Raw genomic sequence first — 16,486 nt, forward strand, 5'->3', positions numbered from 1 at the left:
TTCGCCCTGCGGAAGGGATCGGACCTTCCGGATGAACGACGTTCAGTAGGCTGGTCGTATGCGCCCCGCCCTCGACCTCGACCAGATCGTCGGTCGTGCGCTGCACCTGCTCGATCTCTACGGGCTCGCCTCCGTGACGATGCGTTCGCTCGCAGATGACCTGGGCATCCGGCCCAGCGCTCTGTACTGGCATGTCGAGAACAAGCAGACGCTGCTGGCAGCGGTCGCCGATCGCATCGTGTCGCTCGCTGAGCCGGCCGACAGCGTGCCTGCAACAGCCCGATCGCTGCGCGATGCGCTGCTCGCGCGGCGCGACGGCGCAGACGTGGTGCTCAGCTCCGCCGCTCTCGGGCTCGGCGGTTCCGCTGTGGTCGAGCAGCTGCGAGCGGCGCTCACGGGCGCCGGATCTGATGATGCCGACACGGGTGCGAACGTCCTCGCCCAATTCGTGCTCGGGCATGCATCGCTCGTTCAGCAGCGCATTCAGGCTGCTGAGCTGGGAGCGTTCGACGCCGATCCCGATGCCGTCGCGCGCGATTTCGCCGCGGAGTTCGACGCGGGCATCGCCGCGCTGACCCGTGGCCTGAACGTCGCGTCAGCCACGCCTCGGTGAACACGAGCGAGAACGAGCTGCGATCTACGCCGTCGGGAGATCGAGCCGGACGTAGTGCACGCCGTCGTACGTGACCCGCACATGATCGATGTCGGCGCCCTCCGCAGTGAAGATCGTGAAGGTGTTCTCCCACTGGCCGGACGGACCGTACTCTGTGTCGCCCTCATCATCGCGATACGAGCAGGCGGGGTACTGCTGCAGCGGATCCGACCCGTCGCCGTATCGCGCACCGTCATCGCCGACCAGCATCACCGTGCACTCCGCCTCCACCGGCACGCCGCTGTCGAAGGCCAGGTGCACGCTGTAGGCATCGGCGCCGTCGGGAATCGGCTCGGAGGCGTAGCCGTCGTCGATGACGGTGAGGCGGTCGATCTCGGTGAGTGCGACCGTGAGCGTCGTCGTCGCGGGCTCGCCGCTCTCCGGATCGCCCTCGTCGTGCTCGGGCACACCGGTGAGCTGCGCTGCGCCTTCCTCAGCGGAACGATCGACCTCGACGCGCAGGTCCTCCTGCCACCAGTACTCGGCGACCCGATCGGAGGATGCGCCCAGAGCGATCACCAGGGCGAAGGGGAGCGCGATCACGCCGAACCGATTCCGGCGCCACCACGGGTGCCTGCGTGCGCCCCGGCGGCGACGAGGCGGCTCGGCCGGCGGTGCGGGCGCATCGCCCAACGGCGGCGCGAGCGGCTCGGGATTCGTCATCACTCGACCTCCACGGGCTGGATATCGTACGGCTCGATGTCCGCACGGCTCGTCGGCAGCGGGTCGCTCGCCGCGGTGAGTGCTTCGGCGCGCTCCTGGTCGATCTCGAGGTCGATCTCGGCGCGCTGCTCGCGCCGGTCGAGACCCGACTCCGGATTCCCCCGCCCGAGGAGCATGGTCGCTCCCCGAACGGCGTCGTCAGGGACCTCGAAGCATGCCATCCAGTACGTGGGCAGTCCCGTGGCGATCGACGTGGAATCGGAGCATCCGGTACGGCTCGAACCCGTCGGCCGATAGATCGTGCCATCCGCTCCCCGCAGGCGCAGACCGCCCAGATGCACAGAGCGCCCAGGCGCGAGCACCTCGAGATCGACGACGAGGAACGTCGCCGTCGTGGTCTCGATCTCGTCGCGATCCACGAGCGTGTCGGTCGCCCGCACGCTCTTCACCGCGACGTCGACGTAGTCGAGCGAGATGACGCCGTCCGACGCGGCGGCCGTCACGGAGAACGGAGCCGCCGATGCCTGGCTGTCGGAGAGCTGATCGCTCACCACCCTGCCCAGCGACAGTGCCAGAACGAACAGCGCCACGGCGGCCAGCGTCCCGAGGACGCGGCGCCGTGCCGTGCTGCGAGAAAAGGCTTCGCTCATGGCGCGTCCGCTTCGATCGCCTCGACGGGAACGGTGACAGTGTGTGTGAGGCGATCCGTGACCGCCCAGCGGCGGTCGTCGAGCGAGAACGGATCGTTCTCGACCCACCGCAGGTCGGTGAACTGAAGCGTGATCTCCTCTCCTCGCCATCTGCGGTCCTGCGCCCAGCCGTATGTGCCGCGTACCGTGACGCCGGGATTGAGCACGTCGACGAGGTGGCCATCTGCGCTGAACAGCGCCGCTGAGTCGGTGTCGTCATTCGCATCGCCGACGATGCCCGCGTCGTCTGGTGCGTGCACCGCGGACGTCGCCGTGACGCCGAGCCACGGAGTATCGCTGACATTGGTGACCTCGACCGCGGCGACGAGGGCACGCACGTCCTGGTCGGTCTCACCGTCGTCGTCGCGCGGCAGATAGACGCCGTCCGCGTCGTCGACCATGTGCGCACCGGTGACCACGAACTCGAAGTCCCCGATGCGGAACGACTCGCCGACGGCCACGGGCTCCGGCTCGTCGGGGCGAGCGTCCTGGAGCCAGCCGACCACGGCAAGGGCGATCGACGCAGCGAGGACGACGCAGACGGCGATCGAGATCACCACGGCGGCGCGTCGGCGCACGGCCGGGGGAATCGGCGTGACGGCGCTCATCGGGCCGCCTCTTCGGAGGTCGTCGGCGCGGAGATGGGCATCAGGAACCGGTCGAGCGCTGCCGCGACGATCGGCGCGGTCGCCACCAGCTGCAGGGCGAGGCCGATGGCCGTCTCCCACGGGGCGAACGCGAGGAAGGTCCACGCATCTGTCGGGCCGATCAGCCACCGCGCGCACCAGCTCACCACTGTGGGCACGAGGTTGGGAATCAGGAAGACGATGCAGAACGCCAGGATCGGCACGAGCCCCGTGCGAAGCACCAGCCCGACGCCGCCGAAGAACGCCGCCCAACGGCCGCCGATGTCGGAGAGGAGGCTGGATCCCACCCTCTTCACGCGATCCGGCACGGAACGTGTGGCGCGCCTGAGCGCCGGATGATCGAGGCGCTCAGGGGGCGTCAGGCGGTGACCGAGCACGACCGAGGCGACGACGAGCCAGGCGATCGGGACGACGATCACCGGCCCGATCGAGCCGAACAGCCCGACCAGCCAGCTCACGGAGAAGTCGAGCGGGATGCCGAGCCATCCGAGAGCGTCGACGAGGCCGTCCCACCAGTCGATCATCGCCACGACGAAGGTGCGGTCGAGCAGCCAGTTCATCGCGCTGCGCAGCCCGTCCTGCAGCTGTTCGGAGACGTAGATCGTCCAGAACAACTCGATGAACGCGCCCAGGAACGCAATGCCGACGAAGCGCCACACCCGTTCGACGCGGCCGAGCAGCCATCGCACGATGAGTGCCACTGCGACGAGGGAAAGGATCATCCAGAGCGGATTGTTCAGCTGCAGGCGGCCCAGCAGGTCGATGCCCTCCGGCGCGGAGAAACCGTTGAACAGTTCGTCGGCAGCCGCCGCGTTCACGAAGCGGTTGCGGTCCTCCTCGAGCAGATCGTACGCCGTGTACACCGCGAGGAACGGCACCAGCACCGAGACGGACACGTCGATCAGCCGCTGCTGGCGCCCCTCCGTCGGGCTGTCTGGTGCATCAGCGGCGATCGCCGCACGCAGCCGCGGAAGGTCATCAGCGCAGAGTCGCAGCATGTACACGATCGGCACCAGATAGCCGAGCGGTGCGAGCACCAGCACGACCTGGGCCAACCACGGCACGGATGCGCTCAGTGCCACCGCACCCCAGATGACGGCGTTGCGGAACGCGATCCCGAGCAGTGCGGCTGTGAGCATCCGCGGCCAATGTCGGCCGATCAGCCTACCCGCCGTGCCGACAGAGCCGATGACATCGCGCCACCCGACGCGACTCACCGCTGCGCTGCCCTCGTCTGCCACGGTCCTATCCTGCCCGAGCTCGCTCCGGAACGCGCGATGCCCCGTCCGAAGACGGGGCATCGCGTACGGTCTGCGCAGCGGACCCGGATGGAGAATCCGAGCGTGCACATCATGTCGCACCCGTCTTCTGAGACCGTCTCAGAGCCCCACGGCGGCGTGCAGTGCTCTTCGTCGGCGAGGACGCGGGGACGCCGTGCGTGCTGACTGTGTCGTCGGAGAACCTGCGGCCGGCGCGATGGATATCAGCTCAATCGACCTCGCAGCGGATCTCCCCCGGACGGCGGATCCAGCGACCACGTCGACCTGCGAAACTGGAGTCACGTCTGACGAGAGGAACCGAACGTGGCACACGGGCCGAACACACTCATGGTCTCTGCGGCCCTTGCCGGCGCGCTGATCGCGGGCGTCCTCGCAATCGTCCTCTTCATCGTCGGTCAGCCCTTGATCGGCACAGGGCTCGCTGTCATCGCCATCGCCTCGCTGGGATCTCTGCCGGTGGCTCGACGCGCGAGCGGCAAGCAGCGCTGAGCCTACGACTCGAAGGACCAGGCTCCTCATCTCCATGGCCGGGACCGAGCCCTCTGCGTGCGATGAGGCGATCAGCCGAGGCGGCGTCGTTCCGCTCCGCCGAAGCCTGGCGGGCAGACGAAACGACCCTCCGGCCTGCGAGAACGCAGGCCGGAGGGCATGATGCAGCTGCTCAGATCGAGAAGCCGAGAGCGCGCATCATGTCGCGCCCGTCCTCTGTGATCTTCTCAGGGCCCCACGGCGGCATCCAGACCCAGTTGATCCGGTACCGTGCGACCACGCCGTCGAGCGCCTGGCCGGTCTGCTCCTCGAGCACGTCGGTGAGCGGGCATCCGGCGCTCGTCAGGGTCATGTGAATGACCAGCGCGTCGTTCTCGTCGTCCCAGCTGAGGTCGTAGATCAGCCCGAGGTCGACGATGTTGACCCCGAGCTCGGGGTCCATGACGTCCTTGAGCGCTTCTGTGACCTCGTCGAACTTCCCGTCGGCAAGCGTGGCGTCCATACGACCCAGCCTACGCTTCGATCGGCGCGTCGTCGGGGAGGTAGCCCGCGTAGCCGGACTCCTCGAGCTTGTCGGCCAGCTCGGCGCCGCCCTCTTCGACGATCCGACCGCCGATCATCACGTGCACGTAGTCCGGCGCGATGTAGCGCAGGATGCGCGTGTAGTGCGTGATCAGCAGCACGCCGAGACCCGTCGCCTCGCGGGCACGGTTGACGCCCTCCGAGACGACCTTGAGCGCATCGACGTCGAGGCCGGAGTCGGTCTCGTCGAGGATCGCCAGCTGCGGCTTCAGCAGCTCCAGCTGGAGGATCTCGTTGCGCTTCTTCTCGCCGCCGGAGAAGCCCTCGTTCACGTTGCGCTGGGCGAACTTCGGGTCCATCCGGAGGTTCGTCATGCCCTCTTTGATGTCCTTCGTCCAGGTCCGAATGGCCGGCGCCTCGCCGTCCAGCGCGGTCTTGGCCGTGCGCAGGAAGTTCGTCACAGTCACGCCGGGGATCTCGACCGGGTACTGCATCGCGAGGAAGAGGCCGGCACGAGCGCGCTCGTCGACGCTCATCTCGAGGACGTCCTCCCCATCGAGCGCGATCGAACCGCTTGTGACGGTGTACTTCGGGTGGCCGGCGATCGTCGACGCGAGCGTCGACTTGCCTGAGCCGTTGGGGCCCATGATCGCGTGCGTCTCGCCGGAGCGCACGGTGAGATTCACGCCGTTGAGGATGGGCGTGGTCCCCTCGTCGGTCTCGACCGTGACGTGCAGGTCGCGGATCTCGAGAACAGCCATGTCAGACTTCCTTCTTCACGTTGGGATCGATGAGCACGTCGTCGCCGTCGATCTCAACGGCGAAGACCGGGACGGGCTCGTAGGCGGGGAGGTTCAGGGGCTTGCCGGTCGTCAGCGAGAACGCCGACCCGTGCGCCCAGCACTCCAGGGTGTCGTCCTCGACGAAGCCCTCTGAGAGCGACACTTCGCCGTGGGTGCAGGTATCGCCGATGGCGTGGACATCGCCGTTGGAATCGAGGACGACCGCGATCGGCACGCCGTCTGCTTCGACGCGGATCGCCTCGTCCTGGACGAGCTCGGTCAGCGCGCAGACGCGGACGGCGCTCACTGCGCGCCCTCCGCGAGCTCGCGATCGATCTCCGCCGACAGCTCCGCCTCCAGATCCGGCAGGTTCAGCTTCTGGACGATCTCAGCCAGGAAGCCGACGACGACCAGACGGCGCGCCTCCTCCTCGGTGATGCCGCGCGCCTGCAGATAGAACAGCTGCTCGTCGTCGAAGCGACCAGTCGCCGACGCATGTCCGGCGCCGAGGATGTCGCCTGTCTCGATCTCGAGGTTGGGAATCGAGTCGGCGCGCGCGCCATTGGTGAGCACCAGGTTGCGGTTGGCCTCGTAGGAGTTCGTACCTGTGGCATCAGCACCGATCAGCACATCGCCGATCCACACACTGTGCGCACTCGCGCCCTGCAGCGCACCCTTGTAGAGCACGTCTCCTGTGGTGTGCGGGCCCTTGTGGAACAGGAACACCTGGCTCTCGAAGTGCTGGCCGGCATCGGCGAAGCTGAGGCCGTAGCCCTCGCCGACCGCGCCCGCACCGGCGAGCTCGAGGTTCGGGTTGACGCGCACGAGCGATCCGCCGAAGGTGACCACGAAGTGCCGCAGGCGCGCATCGTTGTCGACACGAGCCTGGTGGCTGGCGACGTGCACGGCGTCGTCGTCCCAGTGCTGCACGGAGACGACCGTCAGGTCGGCGCCGTCGCGCACGATGATCTCGACGTTCTGCGCGTACTGCGCCGAGCCGGAGTGCCGAAGCACGACGACCGCCTTGGAGTGCTCGGCCGCTTCGATGACGATGTGGTCATCAGCGCGCTGATCGGCTCCCTGCCCGGTGATGCGGATGGTGATCGGCTCTTCGACGATCTCCTCGCGCGGGATCCTGACGAAGCGCGCCTCGGTCGCCGACTGCCATGCGACAGCCGACGGCAGATCCTCCGGCACGAAGAACTCGCCGCGCGGGGCGACTCCAACGGGCAGCGACTGGTCGAGGAACTGCTCGCCCGAGATCGTCTCGTGAACGACGCCGCCGTCGGCGGCCGCCTGCTCGAACAGCGGCGAGACGGTCTTCAGCGGTGTGTGCAGCCAATTCACCTCGCGCCCCGTCGGCGTGCCGAAGTCGGCCGGGTCGAACGAGCGAGGGCGCTCCGAACGCGTCTGAACCGGAATCATGACGTCGTCCTGTGGCGGAATGATCACCGTCGCGGGGTCGCGATGGGCGTGCTCTTCCTGCGCCGCAACCGGCGCCTGAGTCGTGTCTGCCATATCAGCCGACGGATCCTTCCATGCCCATCTCGATGAGCTTGTTCAGCTCGAGCGCGTACTCCATGGGAAGCTCGCGCGCGATCGGCTCGATGAACCCGCGCACGATCATCGCCATCGCCTCGTCCTCCGGCATGCCGCGGCTCTGCAGATAGAACAGCTGCTCGGCGCTCACCTTGGAGACGGTCGCCTCGTGCCCGAGCTCGACGTCGTCGACCCGGATGTCGATGGCGGGATAGGTATCGCTGCGGGAGATCGTGTCGACCAGCAGCGCGTCGCACCTCACGGTGTTCGCCGAGTGGTGGGCGTTCTCATCGACGCGCACCTCACCGCGATAGCCCGCGCGTCCACCGCCGCGAGCGATCGACTTCGACACGATCGACGACTGCGTGTACGGCGCCATGTGGATCATCTTCGCGCCGGCGTCCTGGTGCTGACCGGGGCCGGCGAAGGCGACCGAGAGCGTCTCACCCTTGGCGTGCTCGCCCATCAGGAAGATCGACGGGTACTTCATCGTCACCTTGGACCCGATGTTGCCGTCGACCCATTCCATCGTCGCGCCCTCGTGGGCGACGGCGCGCTTGGTGACGAGGTTGTACACGTTGTTCGACCAGTTCTGGATCGTGGTGTACCGCACGCGTGCGTTCTTCTTCACGATGATCTCGACGACGGCCGAGTGCAGCGAGTCGCTCTTGTAGATCGGGGCCGTGCAGCCCTCGATGTAGTGGATGTAGCTGTCCTCGTCCGCGATGATCAGGGTGCGCTCGAACTGCCCCATGTTCTCGGTGTTGATGCGGAAGTACGCCTGCAGAGGGATCTCTACGTGCACGCCCTTCGGCACGTACACGAACGACCCGCCCGACCAGACGGCGGTGTTCAGCGCGGCGAACTTGTTGTCGCCGGGCGGGATGACGGTGCCGAAGTACTCCTCGAAGAACTCGGGGTGCTCGCGCAGGGCCGTATCCGTATCCATGAAGATCACGCCCTGGCTCTCCAGGTCCTCACGGATCTGGTGGTACACGACCTCGGACTCGTACTGGGCGGCGACGCCGGCGACGAGTCGCTGACGCTCGGCCTCTGGGATGCCCAGCTTCTCGTAGGTGTTCTTGATCTCGTCCGGCAGGTCTTCCCAGGTCTGGGCCTGCTTCTCGGTCGAGCGAACGAAGTATTTGATGTTGTCGAAGTCGATATCGCTGAGGTCGGCGCCCCAGGTGGGCATCGGCTTCTTCTCGAACAGCTTCAGACCCTTCAGACGGGTCTTCAGCATCCATTCCGGTTCGTTCTTCAGCTGTGAGATGTCGCGCACGACCGACTCGGAGAGCCCGCGCTTCGCGCTCGCGCCAGCGGCATCCTCATCGTGCCAGCCGAACTCGTACACCCCCAGACTTTCCAGCTCTGGGCGATCGATCAGCACATCAGACATGACGTCTCTACTCTCCTCGTGGATCCCGAATCGGTATCATCCGGCCCGCCCTTACGGAGAAAGGGGCGCTGTTGGGGACCCGGTTTCAGCGCATTACGCGCTTGTTCTCAACCATTCAAGTCTACAGGCTCACAGCAGTGGCGCGCCCGGTGCGGGGAGATCGATCACAACCCACTGGAGGTGCATCGGATGCCGGGGCGCGGCCGGCGGTCCTCGGCCCACATTCTCGGCGCAGGTTGCCCGCCTAAACTGCACCCATGACCATCTCCCCCGCGCTGAGGGTCCTCGCCTGGCTGTCGTTCATCGCCGAGGTCCTCATCATCGGCACCGGCGGTGCGGTGCGGCTCACCGGCTCGGGGCTCGGCTGCTCCGAGTGGCCGCTGTGCACGCCGGATTCGCTCGTCCCCACCGATGATCTCGGCATCCACGGCATCATCGAGTTCGGAAACCGCACCATGACGGGCGTCGTGGGGATCCTCGCGCTCGCCGTCCTGCTGATCTCGCTGTTCGCCGCCGGGCGACGCCGGTCACTCGTACCCGCGCTGCTGTTCGCCTCCGCTGGCGTCGTCGGCTCCGTTGCCGCATACCTCGCGGCAGAGGCGATCGGTCTGTCGGGCATCGTGGCCTTCTCCGTCGTCCTGCTGGTGGCGTGCATCGCCGGCGCCGTGCATTCGCTGAAGATCACGCCGGTGCGGCGCGATCTGCTCTCGCTGGCGTGGATCGTGCTCATCGGGGTCATCGCACAGGCCGTCGTCGGGGGAAGCGCCGTGCTGACCGGACTGAACCCCTTCATCGTCGGCTTCCACTACGCATCATCGCTCGCCCTGGTCTGCGTCACGGCGGCGTTCCTGATCAGGATGAACGCCGCGCCCGGTGACCGCGCGCTCGCGGTGCCGCGCGGCTACGCCGTGCTCGTGCACGTCACCTCGCTGGTTCTCGCGGCGACGATCGTGTTCGGCGTGCTCACGACGGGGAGCGGCCCGCACTCGGGCGACCAGTACGTGCAGCGAGACGGCTTCGACGCGACGCTCCTCGCGCACGTGCACTCATGGCCCGGGTACGCACTGTTCGTGCTGGCTCTTGCGATCACTGTGGTCGCATGGGCGCAGAGGCTCCCGACCCGGGCTTGGTCGACGGCGTTCCTCGCCGTGCTCGTGGTGCAGATCGGCGTCGGCGTGTGGCAGGCCAACGCCGCGCTGCCTCCTCTGCTCGTCGGCATCCATATGGTGCTCGCTGCGCTCTCGGCTGCCGCCTACGTCGTCGTGGTGCTCCGTATGAAGGCACCCGTCGGCGCGGCGCTCCCCCGAGCCGGGCGCGTTCCCGAGACGGTCTGATCCGGCGAACCGCGGGTTCTCAGCTGTCGCTGGTGGCCGTTCCGACCAGGATCGCGCGTGCAAGCGAGTGGAAGTGTCGGTTGAAGCCGAGGATGGCCGGGGTCGCATCCCTCGAGACGTTCAGCGACGCGACGTCGAGGGCGTCGACGACGAAGAAGTAGCGGTGCGTGCCGGTGCCGGGCGGCGGGCCGGCACCGACGAAGCCCAGGGTGCCCGGCTCGTTCCGCAGCGAGACCGCTCCGGTCGGCCGGGCATCGCCGGCGTCGAGTGAGGTCACCTCCGCGGGGATGTCGAACAGTGCCCAGTGCCAGAATCCGGATCCGGTGGGCGCATCGGGATCGAAGCAGCTCAGCGCGAACGACCTGGTGCCCTCCGGCGCCCCAGCCCAGCTCAGCTGCGGTGACGTGTCGGAACCGCCGCCCGCAGCTCCCCACTGCGCCGCCGGAAGCGGCCGCCCGTCGTCGAAGTCGGTACTGGTCAGCGTCATCGGGGCGAACTCGCGCAGCGTGGCAAGTTCTGCATACGGATCGTAGGAGAACATGTCGCCAGGCTACCGCCCGCACCATCCTGAGCGAGCGGTCAGGCCTCGCTGGAACCGCCGCGAGCCGCTCTGCGGCGACTGCCGAGGTCGATGAACGCCACGGCCAGCGCGCCGGCGACGCACACCGCTGTCGAGAGAAGACCCGTTCCGAACGCATCGTGGTACACCGTCGTGTCGCCCGAGCCGTCCGACCCGCGGTGCACGGTCGAGTAGAACAAGGACAGACCGACGGCCGTGCCCACCGCTGTGCCGATGCGCTGGCCGAGCTGCCCGACTGATCCGGCGAGCCCTCCCTCGCGGGGCGGGATCTCGGCGAGGGTCAGCGTCTGGTTCGGAGAGATGACGAAGCCGCCGCCGATGCCGCCGATCGCCAGCACGCCTGCCATGAGCCATGGCGTCATCTCGTCGCTCGCGACGTAGCCCACGATGACGAGGCCGATGATCGCGGACAGCACGGTGATCAGTCCGGCGATCACCAGGCTGCGGCCGAGTCGGTCGACGAGCTTGCCGCCGAGCCATGAGGTGTACGCACTCAGCAGCGCGAAGCCCATTGTGACCATGCCTGCGAACACGGGCTCGATGCCGAGGCCGGTCTGCAGGAACACCGCCGTGAGCAGGAACACCGTCGGCAGACCGGCGAAGTACAGCAGCTGCAGCAGGTTCCCGTTGCGCCACGACACCACGCGGAAGAGTCGCAGCGGCACGAGCGGCGACCTGCCCCGCTGCGCGTAGCGGCGCTCCCAGGCGACGAATCCAGCGCAGAACAGCACGAAGGGAACGAGCAGCCACCATCTGGCTGGGGTGTCGTCCGGTGAGCCCGTGGTGAGCAGGAACGGCGTCATCAGCGAGATCACGGCGATGCCGAACAGCGCCAGTCCGATGGGGTCGAGCTCGAGGCGCCCTGGAGAGGGTCTGCGCACCTCGGGCAGCACGAAGACAGCGGCGAGCACAACGATCAGGCACAGCGGCAGGTTGAGCCAGAAGATCCAGCGCCAGCCGTCGCTCGGTCCGCCGAGCGCGATCATCAGGCCGCCGAGGGTCGGACCGAATGCGGTGGCGAGCCCGACCGTCGCGCCGAACAGACCGAACGCGACGCCGCGCTCACGCCCGGTGAACAGCTGCTGGATCGTGCCCATCACCTGCGGCATCTGCACACCGGCCGCCACGCCCTGCAGGAACCGGGCGATCACGAGCCACCAGATGTTGGGAGCAACGGCACACAGCACGCTCGCGACGGCGAAGGCGCACAGACCGACGATCATCAGCGTCCGCCTGGAACGCTGATCGCCGATGCGCCCGAACGGCACGAGCCCGAGGCCGAAGGCCAGGATGTACCCGGAGACGACGAGCTGCAGCTCCGTCGAACCGCCGCCGAGAGCCTCCTCGATCGACGGCAGCCCGACGTTCACCTTCGAGATGTCGAGGATGGTGAAGGCCGCGACGGCGACGCACACCCAGAAGGCGCGCCAGCGCTGCGCTGGGTCGAGCGCGATGGAACGTGTGGCCGGAGGTTCTCCTGCTGAGCTCACGAGATCCGGCCGGTCAGAACGGCAGCAGCGGATCAACCGCGACAGCCACGAATACCAGTGTCAGGTAGGTGATCGACGCGTGGAACACACGCATCGGACCGGCACCCTCGCCCTTGACCGTGCGGTTGTAGAGCCTGTGCGACTCGAACAGGAACCAGCCGCCGAACACCACGGCGGAAGCGGAGTAGACGATTCCCATGCCCGCGACGGGGATCAGCAGCAGCGAGCAGGCGATCGTCGCCCACGCGTAGAGGATGATCTGCAGGCCGACCTGCACACCGTTGCGGGTGGCGCCGAGCATCGGCACGTTCGCCTCGGAGTAATCGGCGGCGTACTTGATCGACAGCGGCCAGTAATGCGGCGGCGTCCAGAGGAAGACCAGGGCGAACAGCACGAAGGCCGGCCAATCCAGCGAGTTGGTCACGGCGGCCCAGCCGATCAGCACGGGGAAGCATCCGGCGATTCCGCCCCACACGATGTTCTGCTCCGTGTGCCGTTTGAGAAGCAGTGTGTAGATGACGACGTAGAAGAAGATCGCCCCAGCCGACAGTGCGGCGGTGAGCAGGTTGGCCGTGAAGACGAACCAGATCGTCGACGCGATCGCCAGCGTCCAGGCGAACACGAGCGCGCCCCGCGGTGAGATCTCACCGGTGACGAGCGGGCGGTTCTTGGTGCGCTGCATGTGCGCATCCATGTCGCGGTCGATGTACATGTTGAACGCCGCGGCCGAACCCGCGCTGGCCGAGCCGCCGATCACGGTCGCAACGACGAGCCAGAGGTTCGGCAGACCCTGGGCGGCGAGGAACATGACCGGAACGGTCGACACGAGCAGCAGCTCGAGCACCCGCGGCTTCGTCAGCATCACGTATGCGCGAACCGTGCGCCGGATGTCTCTGCCTGTGCGGCGATCGGAGACGGCAGTCGACATCGCACGTCCCTTCTTCACTCGCTGCTGCAAAACCCGGCCCAGTCTAGTTCATCCGGATGCTGGGAGTCGGCTCGGAGCTCACTGAAAGCCGTTCATGGTTGTTGGGATGCGGCGTGTGACGCGCGGGCTCCCGGCGGCGGAGCGCGATGACTAGGATGGAGCTGAACGCGCGCTCGAATGCCACCCGTTCTTGCGGACGGCTCGTGTGCCCGAGCGCTTAACCCAGGATGAAAGGCGGTCCGGTGACGGAACTGCGTTGGGACGAGATTGACGAGCGAGCCGTTGACACGGCGCGCGTGCTCGCGGCGGATGCTGTGGAGAAGGTCGGCAACGGCCACCCCGGCACCGCGATGAGCCTCGCGCCTGCGGCCTACCTGCTGTACCAGCGGGTCATGGACCATGACCCGACTGACACGCACTGGATCGGTCGCGACCGCTTCATCCTGTCGGCCGGTCACTCCTCGCTCACCCAGTACGTGCAGCTGTACCTCGGTGGTTTCGGGCTCGAGCTCGACGACCTCAAGGCGCTGCGCACCTGGGGCTCGAAGACACCAGGACACCCTGAGTACGGCGAGACGGACGGCGTCGAGATCACGACCGGTCCGCTCGGTCAGGGTCTCGCGTCCTCCGTGGGCTTCGCCTATGCCGCCCGCTACGAGCGCGGCTTGTTCGATCCGGAGACTCCGGCGGGCGAGAGCCCGTTCGACCACTTCGTCTACGTCATCGCCAGCGATGGCGACCTGCAGGAGGGCGTGACGAGCGAGGCCTCCTCCCTCGCCGGGCATCAGCAGCTCGGCAATCTGATCGCGCTCTACGACGCGAATCAGATCTCCATCGAGGACGACACCGACGTTGCGTTCACCGAAGACGTCGCCGCGCGGTACGAGGCGTACGGCTGGCAGGTGCTGACGGTCGACTGGAAGAAGACCGGCGACTACGTCGAGGACGTCCGAGAGCTGTTCGCGGCAGTCGAGGCCGCCAAAGCCGAGACCGACAAGCCGTCGCTGATCGTGCTCAAGACGGTCATCGGATGGCCGGCGCCCAAGAAGCAGAACACCGGCGGCATCCACGGCTCGGCGCTCGGCGCCGACGAACTGGCAGCGACCAAGCAGGCGCTCGGCTTCGACCCGGAGAAGACCTTCGAGGTCTCGGACGAGGTCATCGCCCGCACGCGCGGTCTCGCCGACCGTGCGGCCGACGTGCGCGTCGCCTGGCAGCAGAAGTTCGACGCCTGGGCTGCGGCCAATCCCGAGCGCAAGGCGCTGCTCGACCGTCTCGAGGCCGGCGAACTGCCGCAGGGCATCGAGGACGCGCTGCCGGAGTTCGAGGCGGGCAAGGCCGTTGCCACGCGCGCTGCGTCCGGCAAGGTCCTCAACGCTCTCGGCCCCGTCATGCCAGAGCTGTGGGGCGGTTCCGCCGACCTCGCCGGTTCGAACAACACCACGATCGACGGTGTCGATTCGTTCAACCCCGCTTCGGCGTCGACCGCCAAGTTCACCGGATCGCCGTACGGGCGCGTGCTGCACTTCGGCATTCGCGAGCATGCGATGGGCGCGATCCTGAACGGCATCGTGCTGCACGGGAAGACGCGCGCATACGGCGGCACCTTCCTGCAGTTCGCCGACTACATGCGTCCGGCGGTCCGACTGGCCGCGCTGATGAACATCCCCAGCGTGTTCGTGTGGACCCACGACTCGGTGGCGCTCGGCGAAGACGGCCCGACGCACCAGCCGATCGAGCACCTCACCGTGCTGCGGGCCATCCCGAACCTCGCCGTCGTCCGCCCGGCGGACGCGAACGAGACGTCGTACGCGTGGCTCGAGATCCTCAAGCGCCGCGGCGGGCCTTCCGGGCTCGCCCTGACCCGTCAGGGAGTCGCCACGTACGAGCGCGGCGACGCAGAGGCATCCGGCGAGACCTTCGCCTCGGCCTCGCTCACCGGCCGGGGCGCGTACGTGCTCGCGGAGGCGCCGGGCGGCACGCCCGATGTCATCCTGGTCGCCACAGGCAGCGAGGTGCAGCTGGCCGTCGAGGCCCGCGAGTCGCTCAAGGCCGACGGAGTCAACGCGCGCGTCGTGTCGGCTCCTTCGCTGGAGTGGTTCGCCGAGCAGAGCGAGGAGTACCGCGAGAGCGTGCTGCCCGCCGCGGTGAAGGCGCGCGTGTCCGTGGAGGCCGGCCTTGCGATGTCGTGGCGCGACATCGTCGGCGATGCCGGCCGTTCCGTGTCGATCGAGCACTTCGGTGCGTCGGCCGACTACAAGACCCTGTTCGAGAAGTTCGGTGTCACGGCGCAGGCCGTCGTCGACGCCGCCCGCGAAACCATCAAGGAGAACTCGTGACCTCCCCCACCTCTCAGCTGTCCGCCACCGGCGTCAGCATCTGGCTCGACGACCTGTCGCGCGAGCGCATCACGTCGGGCAATCTGCAGGAGCTCATCGATACGCGCGACGTCGTCGGTGTGACGACGAACCCGACGATCTTCGCCGGCGCGCTCAGCAACGGCGCCTCGTACGCCGATCAGGTCGCTGATCTGGCGAAGGCCGGCTCGAGCGTCGACGACGCCATCATCTCGATCACCACGGATGACGTCCGCAACGCGTGCGACGTCTTCCGCCCGGTCTACGACGCCACGAACGGCGTCGACGGCCGCGTGTCGATCGAGGTCTCCCCCGAGCTGGCCGACGACACGGCGGGCACGATCGCCCAGGCCAAGCAGCTCTGGGCGACGATCGACCGTCCGAACGCGCACGTCAAGATTCCGGCGACCCTCGCCGGTCTTCCGGCGATCACCGAGGCGATCGGCTCCGGCATCAGCGTGAACGTGACGCTGATCTTCTCGCTGGAGCGCTACGCCGCCGTCATCGACGCGTACCTCGCCGGGCTCGAGCAGGCCAAGGCCGCCGGCCACGACCTCTCGCAGATCCACTCGGTGGCGTCGTTCTTCGTGTCCCGCGTGGACAGCGAAGTCGACAAGCGGCTCAAGGCGGTCGGCACCGACGAGGCGACCGCGCTGCTGTCCAAGTCCGGCATCGCCAACGCGCGCCTCGCGTTCGAGCTGTTCGAGCAGAAGTTCGCCGAGCAGCGCGCGACCGAGCTCGTCGACGCGGGTGCGAACGTACAGCGTCCGCTGTGGGCGTCGACCGGCGTCAAGGACCCGGCGCTGCCCGACACCCTGTACGTGACCGAGCTCGCCGCCCCCGGCACGGTGAACACCATGCCGGAGAAGACCCTCGAAGCCACCTTCGACCATGCCGTCATCGGCGGCGACGCCGTGACCGGCGCCTACACCGACGCGCGCGCCGTCATCGACGCGCTCGCCTCCGTCGGCGTGGACTTCGCCGACGTCACCAGGGTCCTCGAGACCGAGGGCGTGGAGAAGTTCGCCGCCTCGTGGCAGGAACTGAAGCAGACCGTCCAGGACGCGCTCTCGAGCGCCGCGTGACGTAACACCACCGCAGCGCAGCGGCGGCGAGGGCCGAGGACCACCTCGGC

General features: G+C 67.8%; 17 protein-coding genes. 5 read left to right on the forward strand and 12 right to left on the reverse strand.

What is annotated here, in order from left to right; genetic code table 11:
- Nucleotides 1-58 precede the first annotated feature (58 nt).
- A complete protein-coding gene (locus CIK77_RS02345; protein ID WP_087055320.1) occupies nucleotides 59-613 on the forward strand; it encodes a TetR family transcriptional regulator in 555 nt (184 codons plus the stop codon).
- A gap of 24 nt (nucleotides 614-637) precedes the next feature.
- On the opposite strand, the gene CIK77_RS02350 is transcribed toward CIK77_RS02345, so the two are convergent.
- From CIK77_RS02350 to CIK77_RS02365, 4 genes are read right to left on the reverse strand one after another with little or no spacing between them, the layout of a single operon-like run.
- A complete protein-coding gene (locus CIK77_RS02350; protein WP_087055319.1) occupies nucleotides 638-1,315 on the reverse strand; it encodes a hypothetical protein in 678 nt (225 codons plus the stop codon).
- Nucleotides 1,315-1,965: a hypothetical protein gene (locus tag CIK77_RS02355; protein ID WP_087055318.1), complete on the reverse strand. Its 651-nt coding sequence runs from the start codon at nucleotides 1,963-1,965 to the stop codon at nucleotides 1,315-1,317. Before CIK77_RS02355 ends, CIK77_RS02350 begins: the two co-directional genes overlap by 1 nt.
- Nucleotides 1,962-2,612: a hypothetical protein gene (locus CIK77_RS02360; protein ID WP_087055317.1), complete on the reverse strand. Its 651-nt coding sequence runs from the start codon at nucleotides 2,610-2,612 to the stop codon at nucleotides 1,962-1,964. The genes CIK77_RS02355 and CIK77_RS02360 overlap by 4 nt, the downstream gene beginning before the upstream one ends.
- A complete protein-coding gene (locus tag CIK77_RS02365; protein ID WP_087055316.1) occupies nucleotides 2,609-3,892 on the reverse strand; it encodes a hypothetical protein in 1,284 nt (427 codons plus the stop codon). The genes CIK77_RS02360 and CIK77_RS02365 overlap by 4 nt, the downstream gene beginning before the upstream one ends.
- 342 nt (nucleotides 3,893-4,234) lie before the next feature.
- On the opposite strand from CIK77_RS02365, the gene CIK77_RS17500 reads away from it, so the two are divergent.
- Nucleotides 4,235-4,420, forward strand: coding sequence for a hypothetical protein (locus tag CIK77_RS17500; protein ID WP_087055315.1), 186 nt, complete (start codon nucleotides 4,235-4,237; stop codon nucleotides 4,418-4,420).
- 172 nt (nucleotides 4,421-4,592) lie between these two features.
- Here the strand turns inward: CIK77_RS17500 and CIK77_RS02370 are convergent, their stop codons facing one another.
- From CIK77_RS02370 to sufB, 5 genes are read right to left on the reverse strand one after another with little or no spacing between them, the layout of a single operon-like run.
- A complete protein-coding gene (locus tag CIK77_RS02370) occupies nucleotides 4,593-4,922 on the reverse strand; it encodes a metal-sulfur cluster assembly factor (protein ID WP_087055314.1) in 330 nt (109 codons plus the stop codon).
- Nucleotides 4,923-4,932: 10 nt separating this feature from the next.
- Complete coding sequence (gene sufC, locus CIK77_RS02375) at nucleotides 4,933-5,703, reverse strand: Fe-S cluster assembly ATPase SufC (RefSeq protein ID WP_087055313.1); 771 nt, start codon at nucleotides 5,701-5,703, stop codon at nucleotides 4,933-4,935.
- A gap of 1 nt (nucleotide 5,704) precedes the next feature.
- The gene (locus CIK77_RS02380) at nucleotides 5,705-6,031 is read right to left on the reverse strand and encodes a non-heme iron oxygenase ferredoxin subunit (RefSeq protein WP_087055312.1); all 327 of its coding nucleotides are present in this window, start codon (nucleotides 6,029-6,031) and stop codon (nucleotides 5,705-5,707) included.
- Nucleotides 6,028-7,242, reverse strand: coding sequence for a Fe-S cluster assembly protein SufD (gene sufD, locus CIK77_RS02385; RefSeq protein ID WP_087055311.1), 1,215 nt, complete (start codon nucleotides 7,240-7,242; stop codon nucleotides 6,028-6,030). Before sufD ends, CIK77_RS02380 begins: the two co-directional genes overlap by 4 nt.
- Before the next feature lies 1 nt (nucleotide 7,243).
- Nucleotides 7,244-8,662 (reverse strand): Fe-S cluster assembly protein SufB, encoded by a 1,419-nt coding sequence (gene sufB, locus CIK77_RS02390; protein WP_087055310.1) that lies wholly within the window; start codon nucleotides 8,660-8,662, stop codon nucleotides 7,244-7,246.
- 257 nt (nucleotides 8,663-8,919) lie between these two features.
- Here sufB and CIK77_RS02395 point away from each other — a divergent pair, with 257 nt between their 5' ends.
- A complete protein-coding gene (locus CIK77_RS02395; protein WP_087055309.1) occupies nucleotides 8,920-9,996 on the forward strand; it encodes a COX15/CtaA family protein in 1,077 nt (358 codons plus the stop codon).
- A 19-nt stretch (nucleotides 9,997-10,015) separates the two neighbouring features.
- Here CIK77_RS02395 and CIK77_RS02400 read toward each other — a convergent pair whose 3' ends face one another.
- The 3 genes from CIK77_RS02400 to CIK77_RS02410 are packed head-to-tail and all read right to left on the reverse strand — an operon-like array spanning nucleotide 10,016 to nucleotide 12,994.
- The gene (locus CIK77_RS02400) at nucleotides 10,016-10,537 is read right to left on the reverse strand and encodes a YbhB/YbcL family Raf kinase inhibitor-like protein (protein ID WP_087055308.1); all 522 of its coding nucleotides are present in this window, start codon (nucleotides 10,535-10,537) and stop codon (nucleotides 10,016-10,018) included.
- Between the two features lie 38 nt (nucleotides 10,538-10,575).
- A complete protein-coding gene (locus CIK77_RS02405) occupies nucleotides 10,576-12,066 on the reverse strand; it encodes an MFS transporter (RefSeq protein ID WP_087055307.1) in 1,491 nt (496 codons plus the stop codon).
- Nucleotides 12,067-12,079: 13 nt separating this feature from the next.
- The gene (locus tag CIK77_RS02410) at nucleotides 12,080-12,994 is read right to left on the reverse strand and encodes a heme o synthase (RefSeq protein WP_087055715.1); all 915 of its coding nucleotides are present in this window, start codon (nucleotides 12,992-12,994) and stop codon (nucleotides 12,080-12,082) included.
- 242 nt (nucleotides 12,995-13,236) lie between these two features.
- On the opposite strand from CIK77_RS02410, the gene tkt reads away from it, so the two are divergent.
- Both tkt and tal read left to right on the forward strand, forming a co-directional pair.
- Nucleotides 13,237-15,333 carry a transketolase gene (gene tkt, locus CIK77_RS02415; protein WP_087055714.1) on the forward strand — a complete coding sequence of 699 codons (2,097 nt, stop codon included), beginning with the start codon at nucleotides 13,237-13,239 and terminating at the stop codon, nucleotides 15,331-15,333.
- On the forward strand, nucleotides 15,330-16,436 hold the full coding sequence (tal, locus tag CIK77_RS02420) for a transaldolase (protein ID WP_087055306.1): 1,107 nt from the start codon (nucleotides 15,330-15,332) through the stop codon (nucleotides 16,434-16,436). The genes tkt and tal overlap by 4 nt, the downstream gene beginning before the upstream one ends.
- The last annotated feature ends 50 nt before the right edge of the window (nucleotides 16,437-16,486 follow it).

It is taken from the genome of Microbacterium sp. JB110, from assembly GCF_003335195.1.
Lineage (GTDB): Bacteria > Actinomycetota > Actinomycetes > Actinomycetales > Microbacteriaceae > Microbacterium.

Coding starts and splice junctions, on each gene's coding strand:
- CIK77_RS02360 (WP_087055317.1), bottom strand. CDS start 2,612: ATGAGCGCCGTCACGCCGATTCCCCCGGCCGTGCGCCGACGCGCCGCC.
- CIK77_RS02410 (WP_087055715.1), bottom strand. CDS start 12,994: ATGTCGACTGCCGTCTCCGATCGCCGCACAGGCAGAGACATCCGGCGC.
- CIK77_RS02345 (WP_087055320.1), top strand. CDS start 59: ATGCGCCCCGCCCTCGACCTCGACCAGATCGTCGGTCGTGCGCTGCAC.
- CIK77_RS02350 (WP_087055319.1), bottom strand. CDS start 1,315: ATGACGAATCCCGAGCCGCTCGCGCCGCCGTTGGGCGATGCGCCCGCA.
- CIK77_RS02355 (WP_087055318.1), bottom strand. CDS start 1,965: ATGAGCGAAGCCTTTTCTCGCAGCACGGCACGGCGCCGCGTCCTCGGG.
- CIK77_RS02400 (WP_087055308.1), bottom strand. CDS start 10,537: ATGTTCTCCTACGATCCGTATGCAGAACTTGCCACGCTGCGCGAGTTC.
- CIK77_RS02370 (WP_087055314.1), bottom strand. CDS start 4,922: ATGGACGCCACGCTTGCCGACGGGAAGTTCGACGAGGTCACAGAAGCG.
- sufB (WP_087055310.1), bottom strand. CDS start 8,662: ATGTCTGATGTGCTGATCGATCGCCCAGAGCTGGAAAGTCTGGGGGTG.
- sufC (WP_087055313.1), bottom strand. CDS start 5,703: ATGGCTGTTCTCGAGATCCGCGACCTGCACGTCACGGTCGAGACCGAC.
- CIK77_RS02395 (WP_087055309.1), top strand. CDS start 8,920: ATGACCATCTCCCCCGCGCTGAGGGTCCTCGCCTGGCTGTCGTTCATC.
- sufD (WP_087055311.1), bottom strand. CDS start 7,242: ATGGCAGACACGACTCAGGCGCCGGTTGCGGCGCAGGAAGAGCACGCC.